The sequence below is a fragment of the Shinella kummerowiae genome (genome assembly GCF_009827055.1).
GTDB lineage: Bacteria > Pseudomonadota > Alphaproteobacteria > Rhizobiales > Rhizobiaceae > Shinella > Shinella kummerowiae.
This window is the reverse complement of sequence record NZ_WUMK01000005.1, coordinates 348,836-363,338: the sequence shown is the minus strand read 5'-3', so window position 1 is coordinate 363,338 and position 14,503 is coordinate 348,836. Positions and strand designations below refer to the sequence as shown.

Here is a 14,503-nt window from a genome sequence, read left to right as displayed (position 1 = left end):
TCAGGCCACCGATGGAGTCCGGCTTGAATTCCCCAGCGCCCCGTCTATCCTGTCTTCATGCAATTGAATCTGACCTTCGAGCAACTCCAGCGCTGGAGCAGCGGCATCACCGCTGCGGTGAGCGCCTCATTGCCTGAGGAGATTTCCGCCCATTTCACGGCCGGCGCGCGTGAGCTCACGGCCTCCGACCAGGTCTATATCGGCCTCTATCTGCGCGACAGCGCGTCGATCACCATCTACGAGCGCGACCCGGACGACTGGAACCGCAACTACGATACGCGCAAATACCGGCAGGACCCGTTCTTCCGGCTCTTTGCCGGCTCGCGGCAGGATTTCCTGCTGCCGCTTTCCGCGCTCGATCAGGGTGATTTTCACACCAGCGCCTATTATCGCGACTTCTACGAGCCGTCCGGCAGCTTCGACGAAATCACCGGCGTCTTCAATTTCGATCGCAACGCTGCCGGTTTCGTGACCTATCTGCGCCGCCGCGGTGCCCGCCCTTTCGGCGTCGAGGAACTGGCCATGGCGGAGGCGACCGCCGATGCGACCCGCCGCGTGCTGGAGCGGCTCTGGCGGCAATGGCGCCCGCCGGGCGAGACCCCGCCGTCACTTGCAGACCTCAGCGGGCGTGAACGCCAGATCGCCCTCCTGCTGATCGATGGCGGCTGCGCAAAAACCATTTCCCGCAGCCTCTCCATCTCGCCTGGAACCGTGCGCAACCACATCAAGAGCGTCTACCGCAAGCTCGGCATCCACTCCCAGGTCGAGCTGATGGCCGCCGCCCGGGGCGGCGACCTGTCCCCGCCATCACTGGCCTGAGACGATGCGCGTCCACATGCGGTTTTGCAGGCGCAGGAGCTTCGCGTCGCTCGATTCGATCACGAAGAGCTTGGCCTTCACCTCATCCGACGGAAAGACACCGGGGTCCTTCGCGACAGCCTGATCCATCAGCGGCAGCGATTCCGGGATCGGATTGGCATAGGAGACGTAGCTGGAATTGGCCGCGGCGATATCCGGCCGCATGTTGAAGTCGATCCAGGCCAGCGCGTTTTCGGGGTGCGGCGCATCCTTCGGCACAGCCATCGTATCGAAGTTGATCAGTGTGCCCTCCTTCGGAATGGCATAGGCAATCGCCAGCTTCTTCTCGCTTTCGGCCGCCCGCGCCTTGGCCTGCAGGATATCGCCCGACCAGCCGAGCACCACGCAGATATCGCCATTGGCGAGGTCGTTGATATAGCGCGAGGAATGGAAGTAGCGGATGTGCGGGCGCACCTTCAGCAACAGCTCTTCGACCTTGGCAATATCGTCCGGACTGGTGGAGTGTGGATCGATGCCCAGATAGTTCATCGCCATCGGGATGATTTCCGCCGGCGCATCGAGCATGGCCACGCCGCAATCGGCGAACTTTTCGACGATGGCCGGATCGAACACCATGGCGAAACTGTCGACCGGCGCATCCGCCATGCGCTGCTTCACCGCCGCGATATTGTAGCCGATGCCGTCCGTGACGGCCATGTAGGGCACGGCGTGGACATTGTCCGGATCGGCTCCGGCGATCAACGACAGCGCCTGCGGATCGAGCTTGCCGGCATTGCCGAGCTTCGCCTTGTCGAGCGGCTGGAACGCCCCGGCCTTCACCTGGTTCTTCAGAAACGGGTAGGCAGAGGGATAGACGACGTCGTAACCCGAGCCACCGGTCAGCATCTTGGTTTCCAGCACCTCGTTGCCGTCATAGACGTCATAGACGACGCGAATGCCGGTTTCCTTCTCGAATTTTTTGGCCGTGTCCGGCCCGATGTAGTCCGACCAGTTATAGACGTTGACGATTTTCTCCTCTTGCGCCTGGGCGGTGCTGACAGCGGCCAAAAGAGCGAGGATGGAAACGAGTGTTGCGCGCATGGTCTTGCCTCTCACGCTTTCGTCTGGCCGGCATAGACCGGCAGGGTGATGCAGGCGACATTACCGCCGCCGAGCAGGATCTCGCGGGAGTTTTCGATGCCGGTGATGCGGTGCTGCGGGAAGAGTTCGGCAAGCTTGGCCTTGGCGGCAAGGTCCAGTTTCTCATCATCGAACTGCGGCACGACGACGACGGAATTGCCGGGATAGTAGTTGATATAGGTGGCAGCGATGCGGTTGCCGGCCGGGCGCGCCCAGGTGGAGTCGACCTGATCGACGCTTTCCGCCTCCTCCGCCGTCATCTCGATCGGGCGAGGATGGGCGATACGGTGAACCTCCAGCGACCGGCCACGTGCATCGCGCGCCGAACGCAGCACGTCTTCCACCTCGCGCACGATCTCATATTGCGGATCGTCGCGGTCCTCCGTCCAGCTCATCGCCACCACGCCCGGCCGCACGAAGCAGCAGACGTCGTCGACATGGCCGTCCGTCTCGTCGAAGCAGAAGCCGCGCGGCAGCCAGATGACGTGCTCCAGCCCGAGATAGTCGCCAAGCTGCTGCTCCACGGCCGCCTTGCCGAGATGGCCGTTGCGATTGCGGTTGAGCAGGCACTGTTCCGTGGTGATCAGCGTGCCTTCGCCATCACATTGCAGACCGCCGCCTTCGGCGATCAATGGCGAGCGGTAGCGATCCATACGCTCGGTTTCCAGCACCTTGCGGGCGGCGAGATCGTCGAGGTTCCAGGGCGCGTAGAGGCCGCCGTCATGGCCGCCATAGGCGTTGAAGGTCCAGTCCACGCCGCGCACGTCGCCGCGGTCGTTGATGACGAAGTTCGGGCCGCTGTCGCGCAGCCAGGAATCGTCCGTCGACATTTCGACGAGGCGCACGCTCTCCGGCAGCATGGCCCGCGCATTCAGCCATTGGCGACGCGAGACGGCGATGGTGACCGGTTCGCTTTCGGCAATGGCCGCGGCCACGCGCGCAAAAAGTTTCTGCGCGGGCTTTGCGCCAAGCCGCCAGGTATCCGGCCGCTCCGGCCAGATCAGCCAGCAGCCGGCCTTCGGCTCGAATTCCCCGGGCGCACGAAAACCGTCCGCCTTGGGGGTGCTTGAAAGGGTGCGTACCATGTGTTCTCCAATCGAAAAATCCGATTGAATTAGGCAAGCGCACCCCGTTCGGGTCAATGTCCCTGTTGGGATAGGCAGCGGGGGCCGGTCAGCCCTCGAACACCATCAGCGTGTCGCCGGCCTGAAGGTATTCGCCCTCTTTCACCCGCAGGCGCAGCCGCCCGGCTTTGGGCGCCAGAACCTGCGTTTCCATCTTCATCGCCTCCATCACCGCGACCAGCTCGCCTTCGGCAACGGTCGCGCCATCGGCGATCTTGAAGGCCTGCAGCGTGCCGGAAACCGGGGCGGCGATGCCGTCCTCGGCCGGTTTGCCGCCGCCGGCGGGTGCCGTGCCCTGCCCGGTCGTGCCAAGGCCGGCAAGCAGCAGGCTCGGCAGCGCAAGCGACACCCGCTTGCCGTCGATCTCGAGATGGGTGCGGATCAGCGTGGGATCGGACGCGGCTTCAGGCCGCGCCATCGCATCCGGCATGGCGGCGAAATCGGTCTCGATCCAGCGGGTATGCACCTTGAAGCCGTCCGTGCCGATGAAGTCTTCGGTGTCGATGGCGGCTCGGTGGAACGGCAGAACTGTCGCCACGCCCTCGATGCGGAATTCCCTCAGTGCCCGGCGGGCGCGGCGGAGCGCTTCTTCGCGCGTCGCGCCGGTGACGATGAGCTTGGCCATCAGCGAATCGAAGACGCCCGGGATGCTGGAGCCGCTGACGACGCCGCTGTCGAGGCGCACGCCCGGGCCGGACGGCGGATCGAAGACGGTGATCGTGCCCGGTGTCGGCAGGAAGCCGCGGCCGGGATCCTCCGCATTGATGCGGAATTCGATGGAATGGCCGCGTGGTGCCGGCGTCTCCAGCAGATGCAGCCGCTGGCCTTCGGCAATGCGGAACTGCTCGATGACGAGGTCGATGCCGGTGGTCTCTTCGGTGACGGGATGCTCCACTTGAAGGCGCGTGTTCACCTCCAGGAAGGAAATCGTGCCATCGACACCGAGCAGGAACTCGACCGTACCCGCACCGGAATAGCCGGCAGCGGCGCAGATCGCCTTGGCAGCACCATGGATCCTTTCGCGCTGATCCGGCGAGAGGAAGGGCGCCGGGGCCTCCTCGATGAGCTTCTGGTTGCGGCGCTGTGCCGAGCAGTCGCGGGTGCCGAGCACCAAGACATTGCCGTGTTTGTCGGCGATGACCTGCGCCTCGATATGGCGCGGACGGTCGAGAAAACGTTCGAGGAAACATTCGCCACGGCCGAAGGCGACGGTCGCCTCGCGCACGGCGGATTCGTAGAGGTCGGCGACCTCCTCCATCTTCCAGGCGACCTTGATGCCGCGACCGCCACCACCATGGGCCGCCTTGATGGCAACCGGCAGGCCGTGCTGTTCCGCAAAGGCGATCACCTCGGCAGCGGACGAAACCGGTCCATCGCTGCCCGCGACGAGCGGCGCGCCGACACTCTGCGCAATGCGCCGCGCCTCGACCTTGTCGCCGAGCGCCTCGATCACCTTCGGATCGGGGCCGATCCAGATCAACCCGGCATCCTGCACGGCCCTGGCGAAGCGGGCGTTTTCCGACAGGAAGCCGTAGCCCGGATGCACGGCGTCGGCACCAGAGCGTTTTGCGATCGCGATCAGCTTGTCGATATCGAGATAGGTTTCCGCCGGACGCACGCCATCAAGGCCATACGCCTCGTCGGCAAGGCGCACGAACAGCGCGTCCGCGTCCGGGTCGGCATAGACGGCGACCGACTGGAGGCCATGGTCACGGCAGGCGCGCACGATGCGCACGGCGATTTCACCACGATTGGCAATCAGCACTTTCTTCATGGCATTCCTCCTATCGGGTCGCGGCGATGTCGGCAAAAGGGCCGATCGGGCGGAAACGAATCTTTGCATTGATGGGTATCTGGCCGGCGAGATCCAGATGATACTCGGCGACCGCGCCGATAACGGGATACCCCCCGGTCAGCGGATGATCGGCGAGGAAGAGCACCGGCTGGCCGCTGTGCGGCACCTGGATTGCGCCCGTCGCCGTGCCTTCGCTTGGCAGTTCCGCGCTGTCCTTGCGCTCCAGCGGCACGTCGCCGGCGAGGCGAATGCCGACGCGGCTCGATTGGGGCGTGACCTGCCAGAGCTGGCTCGTCAGCGTTTCGATACCCTCTTGCGTGAACCAATCCGTGCGCGGGCCGAGCACGACGTCCAGCGTCACCGCATCTGCCGCAGAGGGCGGATCGAAGGCCGGGATTTCATCGGTCGAGACGCTGGTCAGTCCGGCCTTGTCGTTTTTCAGGACCAGCACGCTCCCGGCCACGACCGGTTCGGGGCCGACGACCGCCAGCGTATCGGTGGCCGCGCTGCCGAGAACCGGTGCGACAGCAAAGCCGCCGCGAACGGAAAGGTAGGCGCGCATGCCCTTCTTCGGATGACCGACGGTCACGACGTCGCCGGGCTCAAGCGAAATCGGCTGATAGGCCTGGAAATCCTGACTGCGGCCGGCAGCATCGCGCACCGTTACGGGACAGGGCGCACCGGCGATGCCGATCACGGCACGAACATTGCTCTCGAAGGAGAAGCCACCAAGGGTGAGTTCGAGCGCCGGTGTGTTGGTCGGATTGCCGACGACACGGTTTGCCGCGAGGAAGGCACCGCGATCCAGCGCACCGGAGGCCGAGACCCCCTGCCCCGTCTGGCCGAAGCGGCCGAGATCCTGAAAGACGGCCGGCATTGGTGCTGCAAGCACCTTGAACTGCGGCGCTTCCGCGGCAATGCTGCGTTCTGCGCGTGGGGGCGGCTCGGGGATGCTGATGGTCTTGCCGGACGTTTCCATGTCGAAGAAGCGCACGCGATAACCGGGCTGGAACAACGCGCCGGGATCGCGGTCGATGTCCCACATCTTGACCGGTGTCGTGCCGATGATCTGCCAGCCGCCGGGGCTTGCCTGCGGGTAAACGCCGCTGAAAGCGCCGGCGAGCGCAACGGAGCCGACCGGGATGCGGGTGCGCGGGCTTTTGCGCCGCGGCACATGCAAGGCCGGATCACCGCCGACGAGATAGCCGAAGCCGGGCGCAAAGCCGCAGAAGGCTACCGTGAATTCGCTTTCGGTGTGGCAGCGGATAACCTCTTCGACACTGAGGCCAGTCAGCTCGGCGACGTCATTCAGATCCTCACCGTCGTAGCGCACCGGGATTTCGACCAGATGCTCCGACGGTGCAATTTTTGCCGAGAGGTCGCGGATGCTGATTTGCGCCGCGAGTTCAGCGGAGGAAACCTTGTCCGATCTGAAGCGGATCATCAGCGTGCGGGCGGCCGGCACCATTTCCTCGATGCCGTCGACAGGTGTGGCCTGAAGCGAGGCGAAGAGGGCAAGCGTCTCGTCGAGATCGGCGAGTTCGACAAGGATGGTGGTCAGGCTTACGGGAAGAAAGCGCATCGAACCCTCATGCGTGATAGGCGGAATCGGGAATGTCCGTGATGAACATGTAGCCGGGGGCATGGGTGATGGCGAAGGGCACGCCAGAGGCCATGACGGCCGCCTGTGGTGTCACGCCGCACGCCCAGAACACCGGAACTTCGCCGGGCTCGATGCGCACCGCATCGCCAAAATCCGGTTTGGCGAGATCCGTAATGCCGATTTCCTCGGGCGCGCCGACATGCACCGGGGAACCATGCACCGCCGGGAATCGGCCTGAAATGGTCGCCGCGTCAGCGACACGCGACGCCGGGATCGGTCGCATGGAGACGACCATATTGCCCTTCAGCCGTCCGGCCGGACGGCAGGCCTTGTTCGTCAGGTACATCGGCACGTTGCTGTTGTCCGTCATGTGCCGGATCTCGATGCCGGCGTCCACCATCGGCGTCTCGAAGGTGAAGGAACAGCCGATCAGGAAGGCGACAAGATCATCGCGCTCCGCCCAGGCAGCGGTCGCGTCCGAGGTTTCCTCCGCGAGCTTGCCATCCCGCCAGATGCGGTAGAGCGGCAGGTCGGTGCGCAGGTCCGCGCCGGGTGCCAGCAACGTCGTCGGTGAGCCGGGATCGGATACATCCAGCACCGGGCACGGCTTCGGATTGCGCTGCGCGTAAAGCAGGAAATCGAAAGCCCAGTCGCGCGGCAGCACAATCATGTTGGCCTGCGTGAAGCCCGGCGCGATACCGGAGGTCGGCCTGACAAGACCGTTGCGATAGGTCGCCCGCGCATCGCGGGCGGCCGTGGCGTCGGTGTGGTCGAGATAAGCGGTCGGGATCATCGTCGCCGCCCTCAAGCCTTGTCGGCGAAGGAACGGATGGCGATGCCTTCCGCTTCGAAACGGCGACGGATTTCCTGGGCGATCGAAACCGCGCCAGGGCTGTCGCCATGCACGCAGATCGACTGCGCCTCGACACAGATCGTGCTGCCATCGATGGCTTCCAGCGTGCCGTCCCGGGCAAGCTGCACCATGCGGTCGGCGATTACCGCCTCGTCGTGCAGCACCGCACCGGCTTCCCGACGGGAAACCAGTTCACCCTTCGGCGTGTAGGCGCGGTCGGCAAAGGCTTCCGCGACGACGGCGAGGCCCGATTTGCGTGCAAGATCGAGGATCGGCGCGTTCGCGAGGCCCATCAGGATCAGCGATGGATCGACGGCCTTGATGCCGTCGATCACCGCCTGCCCCTGCTTGGCATCATGGGCGATGCGGTTGTAGAGCGCGCCGTGCGGCTTGACGTAGCGCACGGTTGTACCGGCCGCGGCAGCGATGCCCTTGATGGCACCGATCTGGTAGATCACGTCGGCGATCAGCTCTTCGGCGGTGGCATCCAGGGCGCGCCGACCGAAGCCGACGCGGTCGGGATAGGAGACATGGGCACCGATGACCACACCGTTCCCGGCGGCGGCCTTCACCGTACGGTAGATGCCGGCCGGATCACCCGCATGGAAACCGCAGGCGATGTTGGCGGAGGAGACGACGGCGAGCATCGCCGCGTCGTCGCCCATGCGCCAGGCACCGTAGCTTTCGCCGAGATCGCTGTTGAGATCGATCGCTACCATGGTCCTCCCTCCCTTTCTTAGAGACCGAGCAAGCCGAAGATCGTGCCTGCCGACTTGTAACCCATATACCACGTGAGCAGGCAGACCAGGACACCAAGCGCCAGCAGCCAGCGCGGGTAGTGGTAACCACCCATCAGGTCTTCGCGCTTCCAGGCGGCGAAGAGGAAGATGCTGAGGCCGATCGGCAGGATGAGACCGTTGAGGCCGCCGACGAAGACAAGCATGGCGGCCGGCGGTGTCGTCATCAGCAGATAGGCGACGAGCGAGATGGCGATGAAGACCACCGTCGCCATGTTGCGGGCGTGGTCGCTGATGTCCTGCTTGAACACGGTGATGAAGGAGACAGACGTATAGGCGGCGCCGATAACGCTGGTGATGGCTGCGGCCCAGAAGATGATGCCGAACAGGCGCAGGCCGACATCGCCAGCGGCGGACTGGAAGGCCTGGGCGGCCGGGTTTGCGGCCTGGCTGGCGGTGTCGATGATGACGCCGCTTGCGACCACACCAAGGATGGCGAGGAAGAGCACGTAGCGCATCAAGCCGGTGACGGCGATGCCGGTGAGTGCAGCACGGTTGACGGCGGGCAGGTTCTCGACGCCGACCATGCCGCGGTCAAGCAGGCGATGCGCGCCGGAATAGGTGATGTAACCGCCGACCGTGCCGCCGACGATGGTAGTGATCGCGGCAAAATCGATGGTGGCGGGCAGCACGGTCTGGAACAGGGCGTCGCCGACCGGCGGACCAGAGATGAAGGCGACGTACAGCGTCAGTACGATCATCAGGATGCCGGCAAAAATGATGAAGCGGTCGACGGCGAGGCCGGCGCGCTTCGACAGGAAGATGCCGATGGAGAAGACAGCGCTGAGGGCGCCACCGATCTTCGGATCGAGGCCGAAAACCGCATTGAGGCCAAGACCCGTGCCGCCGATATTGCCGATGTTGAAGAACAGGCCGCCGACGATGACGAGGATGGCGAGCAAGTAGCCGGAGCCGGGAATGGCGGCATTGGCGACGTCGGAGGCGCGCATGCGCGTCAGCGTGACGATGCGCCAGATGTTCAACTGCACGACGAAATCGATGAGGATGGAGGCCAGAATGCCGAAGGCGAAGGCCGCACCCAGCTTCGTCGTGAAGGTCGCCGTCTGCGTGATGAAGCCGGGGCCGATGGCGCTGGTCGCCATCAGGAAGATTGCGGCGATAAGCGCCGAACGACGGGATTTAACGGTGTGAAGGCCCTGCGCGACCACACCCTGGCCGGCAGGCGCTGCTGCATTCTGTTGCATGAGATTTCTCCGCTCTCACTCACCCGCCCCTCGCGGGTGTTTCATGACCGAATGATGAACCGCTACACAAAAATGTCAATATTGTTCAACAATATTTCTGTATCGTTCCTCATTCCTGCCTTATTACCAATCACATAGCGTGGAATTGGCGGCAAATTTCACCTCCATTGTCCCCGCATCCGTGCTAAGGCAACCGTGAAGAGCGGGCGGTTCGACAATAGCACGCCGCAGCCGGGGAGAACGGAATGACCGACGACGGAGATGGCCTGCCCCTTGCGGACCGGTTGGCGCGGCGCATTCGCACGCTCCTGATCTCGGGCGAGCTTGCTCCCGGCCAGCGACTGTCCGAGGCGGCATTCAGCGAGCGTTTCGACGTCTCGCGCAACTCGCTGCGCGAGGCTTTTCGCCTGCTGACCAAGGATGGGCTGTTGCGCCACGAGGCCAATCGCGGCGTCTTCGTCGCCGTGCCCACCATGGCCTCCATCATCGACATCTATCGCGTGCGGCGCATGCTGGAATGCGGTGCGCTGCGCCAGGCCTGGCAGCAGCACCCGGCAATCAAGGTGATGCGGGATGCTGTCAATCGGGCGCAACGCCAGCGCGAACAGGGTGACTGGATCGGTGTCGGCAGCGCCAACATGACATTCCACACCGCCATCATCGACCTGTCCGACAGCGTGCGACTCAACGAATTCTACGAACGGGTTTCAGCGGAACTGCGTCTCTGCTTCGGGCTGCTCAACGATCCGGAGCACCTGCACTCCCCCTTCGTCGACATGAACGGCGCCATCGTGGCGCTGCTCGAACAGGACAAGCCGCACGAGGCGGCCGCGCAGATGGAGACCTATCTGAACCTTGCCGAGCGGACGATGCTGAAGGCTTTGGAGCGCGCATCCGACCAGGCGTAGCGCGTGCTATCCTCTTGAAAGGCGGTGTTTCCGCTAAGCCACATCGGCGCGGCGAAGCGGCACGACGACCGCCTCATCCGCCTGGAAGGGCGTAGGACGGCCGATGAAGTAGCCCTGCGCATAGTCGACGCCGATGACGCAAAGCGCTTTGCGGATTTCCGCATTCTCGACGAATTCGGCGATCGTCTTGCGGCCGGCGAGATGCGAGATCTGGTTGATCATCTCCACGGTCATCCAGTCCGCCTTGTCCGTCAGCATGTCGCGCACGAAGCTGCCGTCGATCTTCACATAGTCGACCGGCAGGCGTTTCAGGTAGGTGAGCGAGGACATGCCGACGCCGAAATCATCGAGTGCGAAGCGGCAGCCCACGGCACGCATCGCGTTCATGAAGGCGATCGCCTCGTCGAGATTTTCGATGGCGCTGGTCTCGGTGATCTCGAAGCAGAGCACCTCGGCCGGGACATGGCTGCGCTTCAGTACCTCGCGCAGGAACGGCAGGAACGTCTCGTCCTTCAGCGTCAGACCGCTGAGATTGACGGAATAGGTGCCGGAAACCGCTCCCTTGCGCCGTCCGATGATGTCGAGCGCGTGGCTGACGACCCAGCGGTCGATGGCCGGCATGAGGCCGAATCGTTCGGCGGCGGGAATAAAGGCGCCGGGCGCCAGAAGTTTGCCGTCTTCCTCCAGCCGGAGCAGGATTTCGCAATGATCCTGTCGCTCCTTGCCGGCGTCAAGCGAGGCAATCGGCTGGGAGAACAGCAGAAAGCGGTCTTCCTCCAGCGCGCGATGCAGGCGCTGCACCCAGTTGAGATTGGCGGCAAACTGGGTCTGCGCGGCGTCCGTCGTCTCATAGACGTGGACGCGGTTGCGGCCCTTCTCCTTGGCCATGTAGCAGGCAATGTCGGCGGCGCGGAGCGCCTCCTGCAGTGTGTAGGTGTGCTCACCGAGATGGACCACGCCGACACTGGCGCTGATCGCATAGCGGTGCCCATTCCAGACGAAGTCGATCGCCTCTGTGATTTCGCGCAGGCGCATGGCGATGCGTAGGGCGTCTTCCGGCGCGCAATGCGGCAAGACGATACCGAACTCGTCGCCGCCGAGCCGGGCAAGCAGGTCCGTGCCGCGGATTGCCTTGCCAAGGTCGCGCGATACGCGCCGCAGCAATTCGTCACCCGCCGCGTGCCCGCCATTGTCGTTCACCGCCTTGAACTGGTCGAGGTCGATGAACATCAGCGCATGGCGCGTGCTCGATCCGTCGAGTGCGCGGCCGAGGCTTTCCTCGAAGAGCCGGCGGTTCGGCAGGCCGGTGAGATCATCATGGTGGGCGCTGTGGGACAGCCTTGCCTCGATATCGCGCCGATGGACGAGAAAGCTGTTTAAGCGCCAGACCGTGAGCAGGATGAACACTAGCGCCATTGCCAGATTGCTGGCAAGCAGCACGGTCTGCACCTGTCGCGTGCCCTCGCCGAGGCGGTCCGAGAACCGCTTGGTGAGCGGTGTGACGAGGACATTGATCTCGTCGAGTTGCCGCACGATGTCGCGCCGGTCGGCCTCGCTGATATGGCTGGCCGCGTCCACCGCCTCGCCGATCGGCAGAAGTTGCATCAACGCACCTTCCGCCGTGCGCCAGTCATCGATGCAATCCGCCATGACCGGCAGCCAGCGAAAATAGCGAAACAGCCAGATCACATTCGGTATATCGTCCGGATGATTGCCGCCCTTGAGGAAGCCGGCGAAGGCCGCCCTGGTATCCGGCGGATCGGCCTCCAATGCCAGCCGCGCCTCGCGGTCGCCGAGCGGGATCGCAATGGCCTGATGGAAGCGGGTGACAAACGCACGATTGCCGGATTCGGCATAACGATTGAGATAGTAGAGCGCGTCATGCTGGCCCTTCGACCAGAGGCTTTCCCCGGTCACGAAAGCGCGCAACGATGAAGTGACCTGCAGGCTGAATGTCGCAAGTGCGGTCTGAAGGAGAACGATGAGGATGAAGGGCCAGGCGACGGCGATCAGGTGAAGACGTGTTCTGGGAATGTGTTTCATCCGGGATACGGCGCCTGGCTGGCCGGCCATCGAAACAGCCTGACTCTCATGGCGCGCCCCTCACCGGTGGTAATCGCTGTCGTCCTGTCCAAGGTCCGTACCTGCCTTGCGATTCAATTCTTGCGATGGCGGCCGCGGCGTCGGCTGCAGGACCATCGCTCTTGCACGATGATTGGAGCACGAGAGGGTAATAAAAATACTAATACAACCAGAAGAATGCATCATGTTCGCCGTTTTTCCATTGGAAGCGGTTCAAAAATACTCACTCCTGTGCAAGCAGATCTCCGGCGGAGTGCCATGCACACCCCGCTTGCTCCGCTGTCGTTTCGAAAAGCATCGCCATCGAGTCCCAAGCAGCACTGTCATGCACGAGGTGATGTGTCAGCACGCCGATCGGCCCCGCGTGTGACTGCGAGACGCCGATGAGATTGGCGATCACCTCTGCGACCGGCCGGCCGCCCCGCGTGCCGCGCCAATCGATGATATCGACATGCGTATTCAGCACCTTCAGCGGCGCTGGCTTCTCCGGGCCGAAGACAGACAGAGCCGCAAAGCCGAGATCAGGCAGGCCAGCGACGACGGCAGGGGCAATGCGGTTCCATGGCGGGACGAGCATCGGCACAAAACGCCCGGCATGAAGCGTGCTCAGGATTTTGAGGCCCGCGCGAAGTTCGGCGAGAACCTGTTCCGAGGGCCGGTGAATGCCGAGTTCCTGGTTCTTCTCGCCGGAAGACGCGTGATTTTGATGCGACCAGCCATGAACGGCAACGGACACATGGCCCTCATCCGCCAGCCGACGCGAAAGCGCTTCGCCCGTGAGCGCTGGAATGACGGCGAACAGCACCGGCACCCTATGTTTAGCCGTCAGGGCGAGCAGACGGTCAAGCGCCGCGGTGGGTTCGATTGCATCGTCGTCACGCAGCCAGAGGCGCAGTGGCTTGCCGATATCCGCGCGCCGCGCGATTTCGCCCCGCAGGGATCGGATGGCTGCTGTCGTCATTGTTTGCGCTCTCCAATATGGCGTCGAAGGATGGCGTCGAGCGTTTGGGTCGCGGCAGAAAGTGAGTGCGCGTTGACGACGCGGCCACGCGCATCCTCGGCCATGTGCCGACGCTTCTGTTCGTCGCAGAGAAGCGCCCGGATCGCCGCGGCATAGGCCGCATGATCGCCGTGTGCCGTCAACAGGCCGCTGACGCCGTTCTCGACGACTTCAGGCACGCCTGCCGTCGCCCAGGCCACGACGGGAAGGCCGGCGGCCTGGGCTTCGAGATAGGCAAGCCCATAGGCCTCGCCACATCCCGGCCAGACATAGAGCGCGCCTCTCGCGAGGATTTTTGCCACATCGCTGGGCTGTTTCTGCCCAAGCCATTCGATGCGACTCCCGGCAAAACCCGCAAACAGCGCCATGACATCGCCCCGCGCCGGCCCGTCTCCAACCACCGACAGCCTCCAGGGCAGGTCCGTGATCTGCCGCAGGCTTGCCGCGAGTGCACGATAACTCTCCATCTTGTCGCCGGGGCGCATCATGGCGACGGTGACGAGATGGTACGGCTCGGGGCTCGCCACATTTCCGGTAAAAATTCCGTCATCGATGAAGGGCTTCAACGGGGCTATCGCCGCGTCCGGCGCCACCTCGGAAATCCCCTGCATGTCCCGGGCCGTCAGACCGATATTGACGGTGGCGCCGCGTATCGCGTCCAGCACCCTCGCCTGCATGTCGCGCCATATGCCGATGTTCCGGCGATGCGAATAGGACGCCTCGACCGTGACGTAGGGCAGGCCGAAGGTCTTGCAGAGCGCTGGCCCGAGCAGGTCGGGCGCCTTGTAGTAGAGGTGGTAGCAGAACCAGAGATCCGGCACGCCTTCGTCCCGCCAACGAGCTGAAAGCCGGACGATTTCCCCCTCCGCACGGCTTTGCAGGGCCGCATAACCCGCCTCGTCCGCGCTGTCGGCCAGCAAAGCGCGAAGCTCCGAGGCCAGCTCGACCTCATGACCGGCGCGCCGCAAGCAGGCGATGATCTGCCGCGCCATCAGGCGATCCCCCGATGGAACAGGGTGTTCCGGCGATTTCAACGGGGCATAGAACGCAATCTTCATGAATGCCGGCGGCCTTGTTTTCGCGTGCGTCGAGGGAGCGCCATCGGCGCCCGCACGGCTGGCGCCACGCAGCCGAGACGCAATATCACCTATCCCTGCGAGGCTTGACAGGCGGGGCAAACTCTCCCATCTGAACTCGC

12 protein-coding genes are annotated in these 14,503 nt (G+C 64.0%); 2 read left to right on the top strand and 10 right to left on the bottom strand.

Features of this window, described 5'->3' with window-relative positions; all coding sequences use genetic code 11:
- Positions 1 to 57: 57 nt before the first annotated feature.
- Positions 58 to 819 (top strand): helix-turn-helix transcriptional regulator, encoded by a 762-nt coding sequence (locus GR138_RS15365; RefSeq protein ID WP_160860116.1) that lies wholly within the window; start codon positions 58 to 60, stop codon positions 817 to 819.
- Here the strand turns inward: GR138_RS15365 and GR138_RS15360 are convergent.
- The 7 genes from GR138_RS15360 to GR138_RS15330 form a co-directional block, all read right to left on the bottom strand.
- Positions 808 to 1,899, bottom strand: a complete 1,092-nt coding sequence (locus GR138_RS15360) for a polyamine ABC transporter substrate-binding protein (protein ID WP_160860115.1) — start codon at positions 1,897 to 1,899, stop codon at positions 808 to 810. The genes GR138_RS15365 and GR138_RS15360 overlap by 12 nt on opposite strands.
- A gap of 11 nt (positions 1,900 to 1,910) precedes the next feature.
- Complete coding sequence (gene aguA, locus GR138_RS15355; RefSeq protein WP_160860114.1) at positions 1,911 to 3,023, bottom strand: agmatine deiminase; 1,113 nt, start codon at positions 3,021 to 3,023, stop codon at positions 1,911 to 1,913.
- Positions 3,024 to 3,111: 88 nt separating this feature from the next.
- Complete coding sequence (locus GR138_RS15350) at positions 3,112 to 4,836, bottom strand: acetyl/propionyl/methylcrotonyl-CoA carboxylase subunit alpha (RefSeq protein ID WP_160860113.1); 1,725 nt, start codon at positions 4,834 to 4,836, stop codon at positions 3,112 to 3,114.
- 10 nt (positions 4,837 to 4,846) lie between these two features.
- Positions 4,847 to 6,439 carry a 5-oxoprolinase subunit B/C family protein gene (locus GR138_RS15345; RefSeq protein WP_160860112.1) on the bottom strand — a complete coding sequence of 531 codons (1,593 nt, stop codon included), beginning with the start codon at positions 6,437 to 6,439 and terminating at the stop codon, positions 4,847 to 4,849.
- 7 nt (positions 6,440 to 6,446) lie between these two features.
- Entirely contained in the window at positions 6,447 to 7,253 is an 807-nt protein-coding gene (locus GR138_RS15340) for a putative hydro-lyase (protein WP_160860111.1), read from the bottom strand.
- An 11-nt stretch (positions 7,254 to 7,264) separates the two neighbouring features.
- Complete coding sequence (locus tag GR138_RS15335) at positions 7,265 to 8,032, bottom strand: LamB/YcsF family protein (protein ID WP_160860110.1); 768 nt, start codon at positions 8,030 to 8,032, stop codon at positions 7,265 to 7,267.
- Positions 8,033 to 8,049: 17 nt separating this feature from the next.
- The gene (locus GR138_RS15330) at positions 8,050 to 9,315 is read right to left on the bottom strand and encodes an NRAMP family divalent metal transporter (RefSeq protein WP_160860109.1); all 1,266 of its coding nucleotides are present in this window, start codon (positions 9,313 to 9,315) and stop codon (positions 8,050 to 8,052) included.
- Positions 9,316 to 9,560: 245 nt separating this feature from the next.
- Here GR138_RS15330 and GR138_RS15325 point away from each other — a divergent pair, with 245 nt between their 5' ends.
- Positions 9,561 to 10,223 carry a GntR family transcriptional regulator gene (locus GR138_RS15325; protein WP_160860108.1) on the top strand — a complete coding sequence of 221 codons (663 nt, stop codon included), beginning with the start codon at positions 9,561 to 9,563 and terminating at the stop codon, positions 10,221 to 10,223.
- 33 nt (positions 10,224 to 10,256) lie between these two features.
- Here the strand turns inward: GR138_RS15325 and GR138_RS15320 are convergent, their stop codons facing one another.
- From GR138_RS15320 to GR138_RS15310, 3 genes are all read right to left on the bottom strand, one after another.
- A complete protein-coding gene (locus tag GR138_RS15320) occupies positions 10,257 to 12,266 on the bottom strand; it encodes a putative bifunctional diguanylate cyclase/phosphodiesterase (RefSeq protein ID WP_160860107.1) in 2,010 nt (669 codons plus the stop codon).
- A gap of 262 nt (positions 12,267 to 12,528) precedes the next feature.
- Positions 12,529 to 13,266 (bottom strand): polysaccharide deacetylase family protein, encoded by a 738-nt coding sequence (locus GR138_RS15315; RefSeq protein ID WP_160860106.1) that lies wholly within the window; start codon positions 13,264 to 13,266, stop codon positions 12,529 to 12,531.
- Positions 13,263 to 14,363, bottom strand: coding sequence for a glycosyltransferase family 4 protein (locus GR138_RS15310; RefSeq protein WP_160860105.1), 1,101 nt, complete (start codon positions 14,361 to 14,363; stop codon positions 13,263 to 13,265). The genes GR138_RS15315 and GR138_RS15310 overlap by 4 nt, the downstream gene beginning before the upstream one ends.
- Positions 14,364 to 14,503: the final 140 nt, after the last annotated feature.

Bases quoted from the DNA above. Each gene is read 5' to 3' on its own strand.
- GR138_RS15365 (WP_160860116.1), top strand. From the start codon at position 58: ATGCAATTGAATCTGACCTTCGAGCAACTCCAGCGCTGGAGCAGCGGC.
- GR138_RS15360 (WP_160860115.1), bottom strand. From the start codon at position 1,899: ATGCGCGCAACACTCGTTTCCATCCTCGCTCTTTTGGCCGCTGTCAGC.
- aguA (WP_160860114.1), bottom strand. From the start codon at position 3,023: ATGGTACGCACCCTTTCAAGCACCCCCAAGGCGGACGGTTTTCGTGCG.
- GR138_RS15350 (WP_160860113.1), bottom strand. From the start codon at position 4,836: ATGAAGAAAGTGCTGATTGCCAATCGTGGTGAAATCGCCGTGCGCATC.
- GR138_RS15345 (WP_160860112.1), bottom strand. From the start codon at position 6,439: ATGCGCTTTCTTCCCGTAAGCCTGACCACCATCCTTGTCGAACTCGCC.
- GR138_RS15340 (WP_160860111.1), bottom strand. From the start codon at position 7,253: ATGATCCCGACCGCTTATCTCGACCACACCGACGCCACGGCCGCCCGC.
- GR138_RS15335 (WP_160860110.1), bottom strand. From the start codon at position 8,032: ATGGTAGCGATCGATCTCAACAGCGATCTCGGCGAAAGCTACGGTGCC.
- GR138_RS15330 (WP_160860109.1), bottom strand. From the start codon at position 9,315: ATGCAACAGAATGCAGCAGCGCCTGCCGGCCAGGGTGTGGTCGCGCAG.
- GR138_RS15325 (WP_160860108.1), top strand. From the start codon at position 9,561: ATGACCGACGACGGAGATGGCCTGCCCCTTGCGGACCGGTTGGCGCGG.
- GR138_RS15320 (WP_160860107.1), bottom strand. From the start codon at position 12,266: ATGAAACACATTCCCAGAACACGTCTTCACCTGATCGCCGTCGCCTGG.
- GR138_RS15315 (WP_160860106.1), bottom strand. From the start codon at position 13,266: ATGACGACAGCAGCCATCCGATCCCTGCGGGGCGAAATCGCGCGGCGC.
- GR138_RS15310 (WP_160860105.1), bottom strand. From the start codon at position 14,363: ATGAAGATTGCGTTCTATGCCCCGTTGAAATCGCCGGAACACCCTGTT.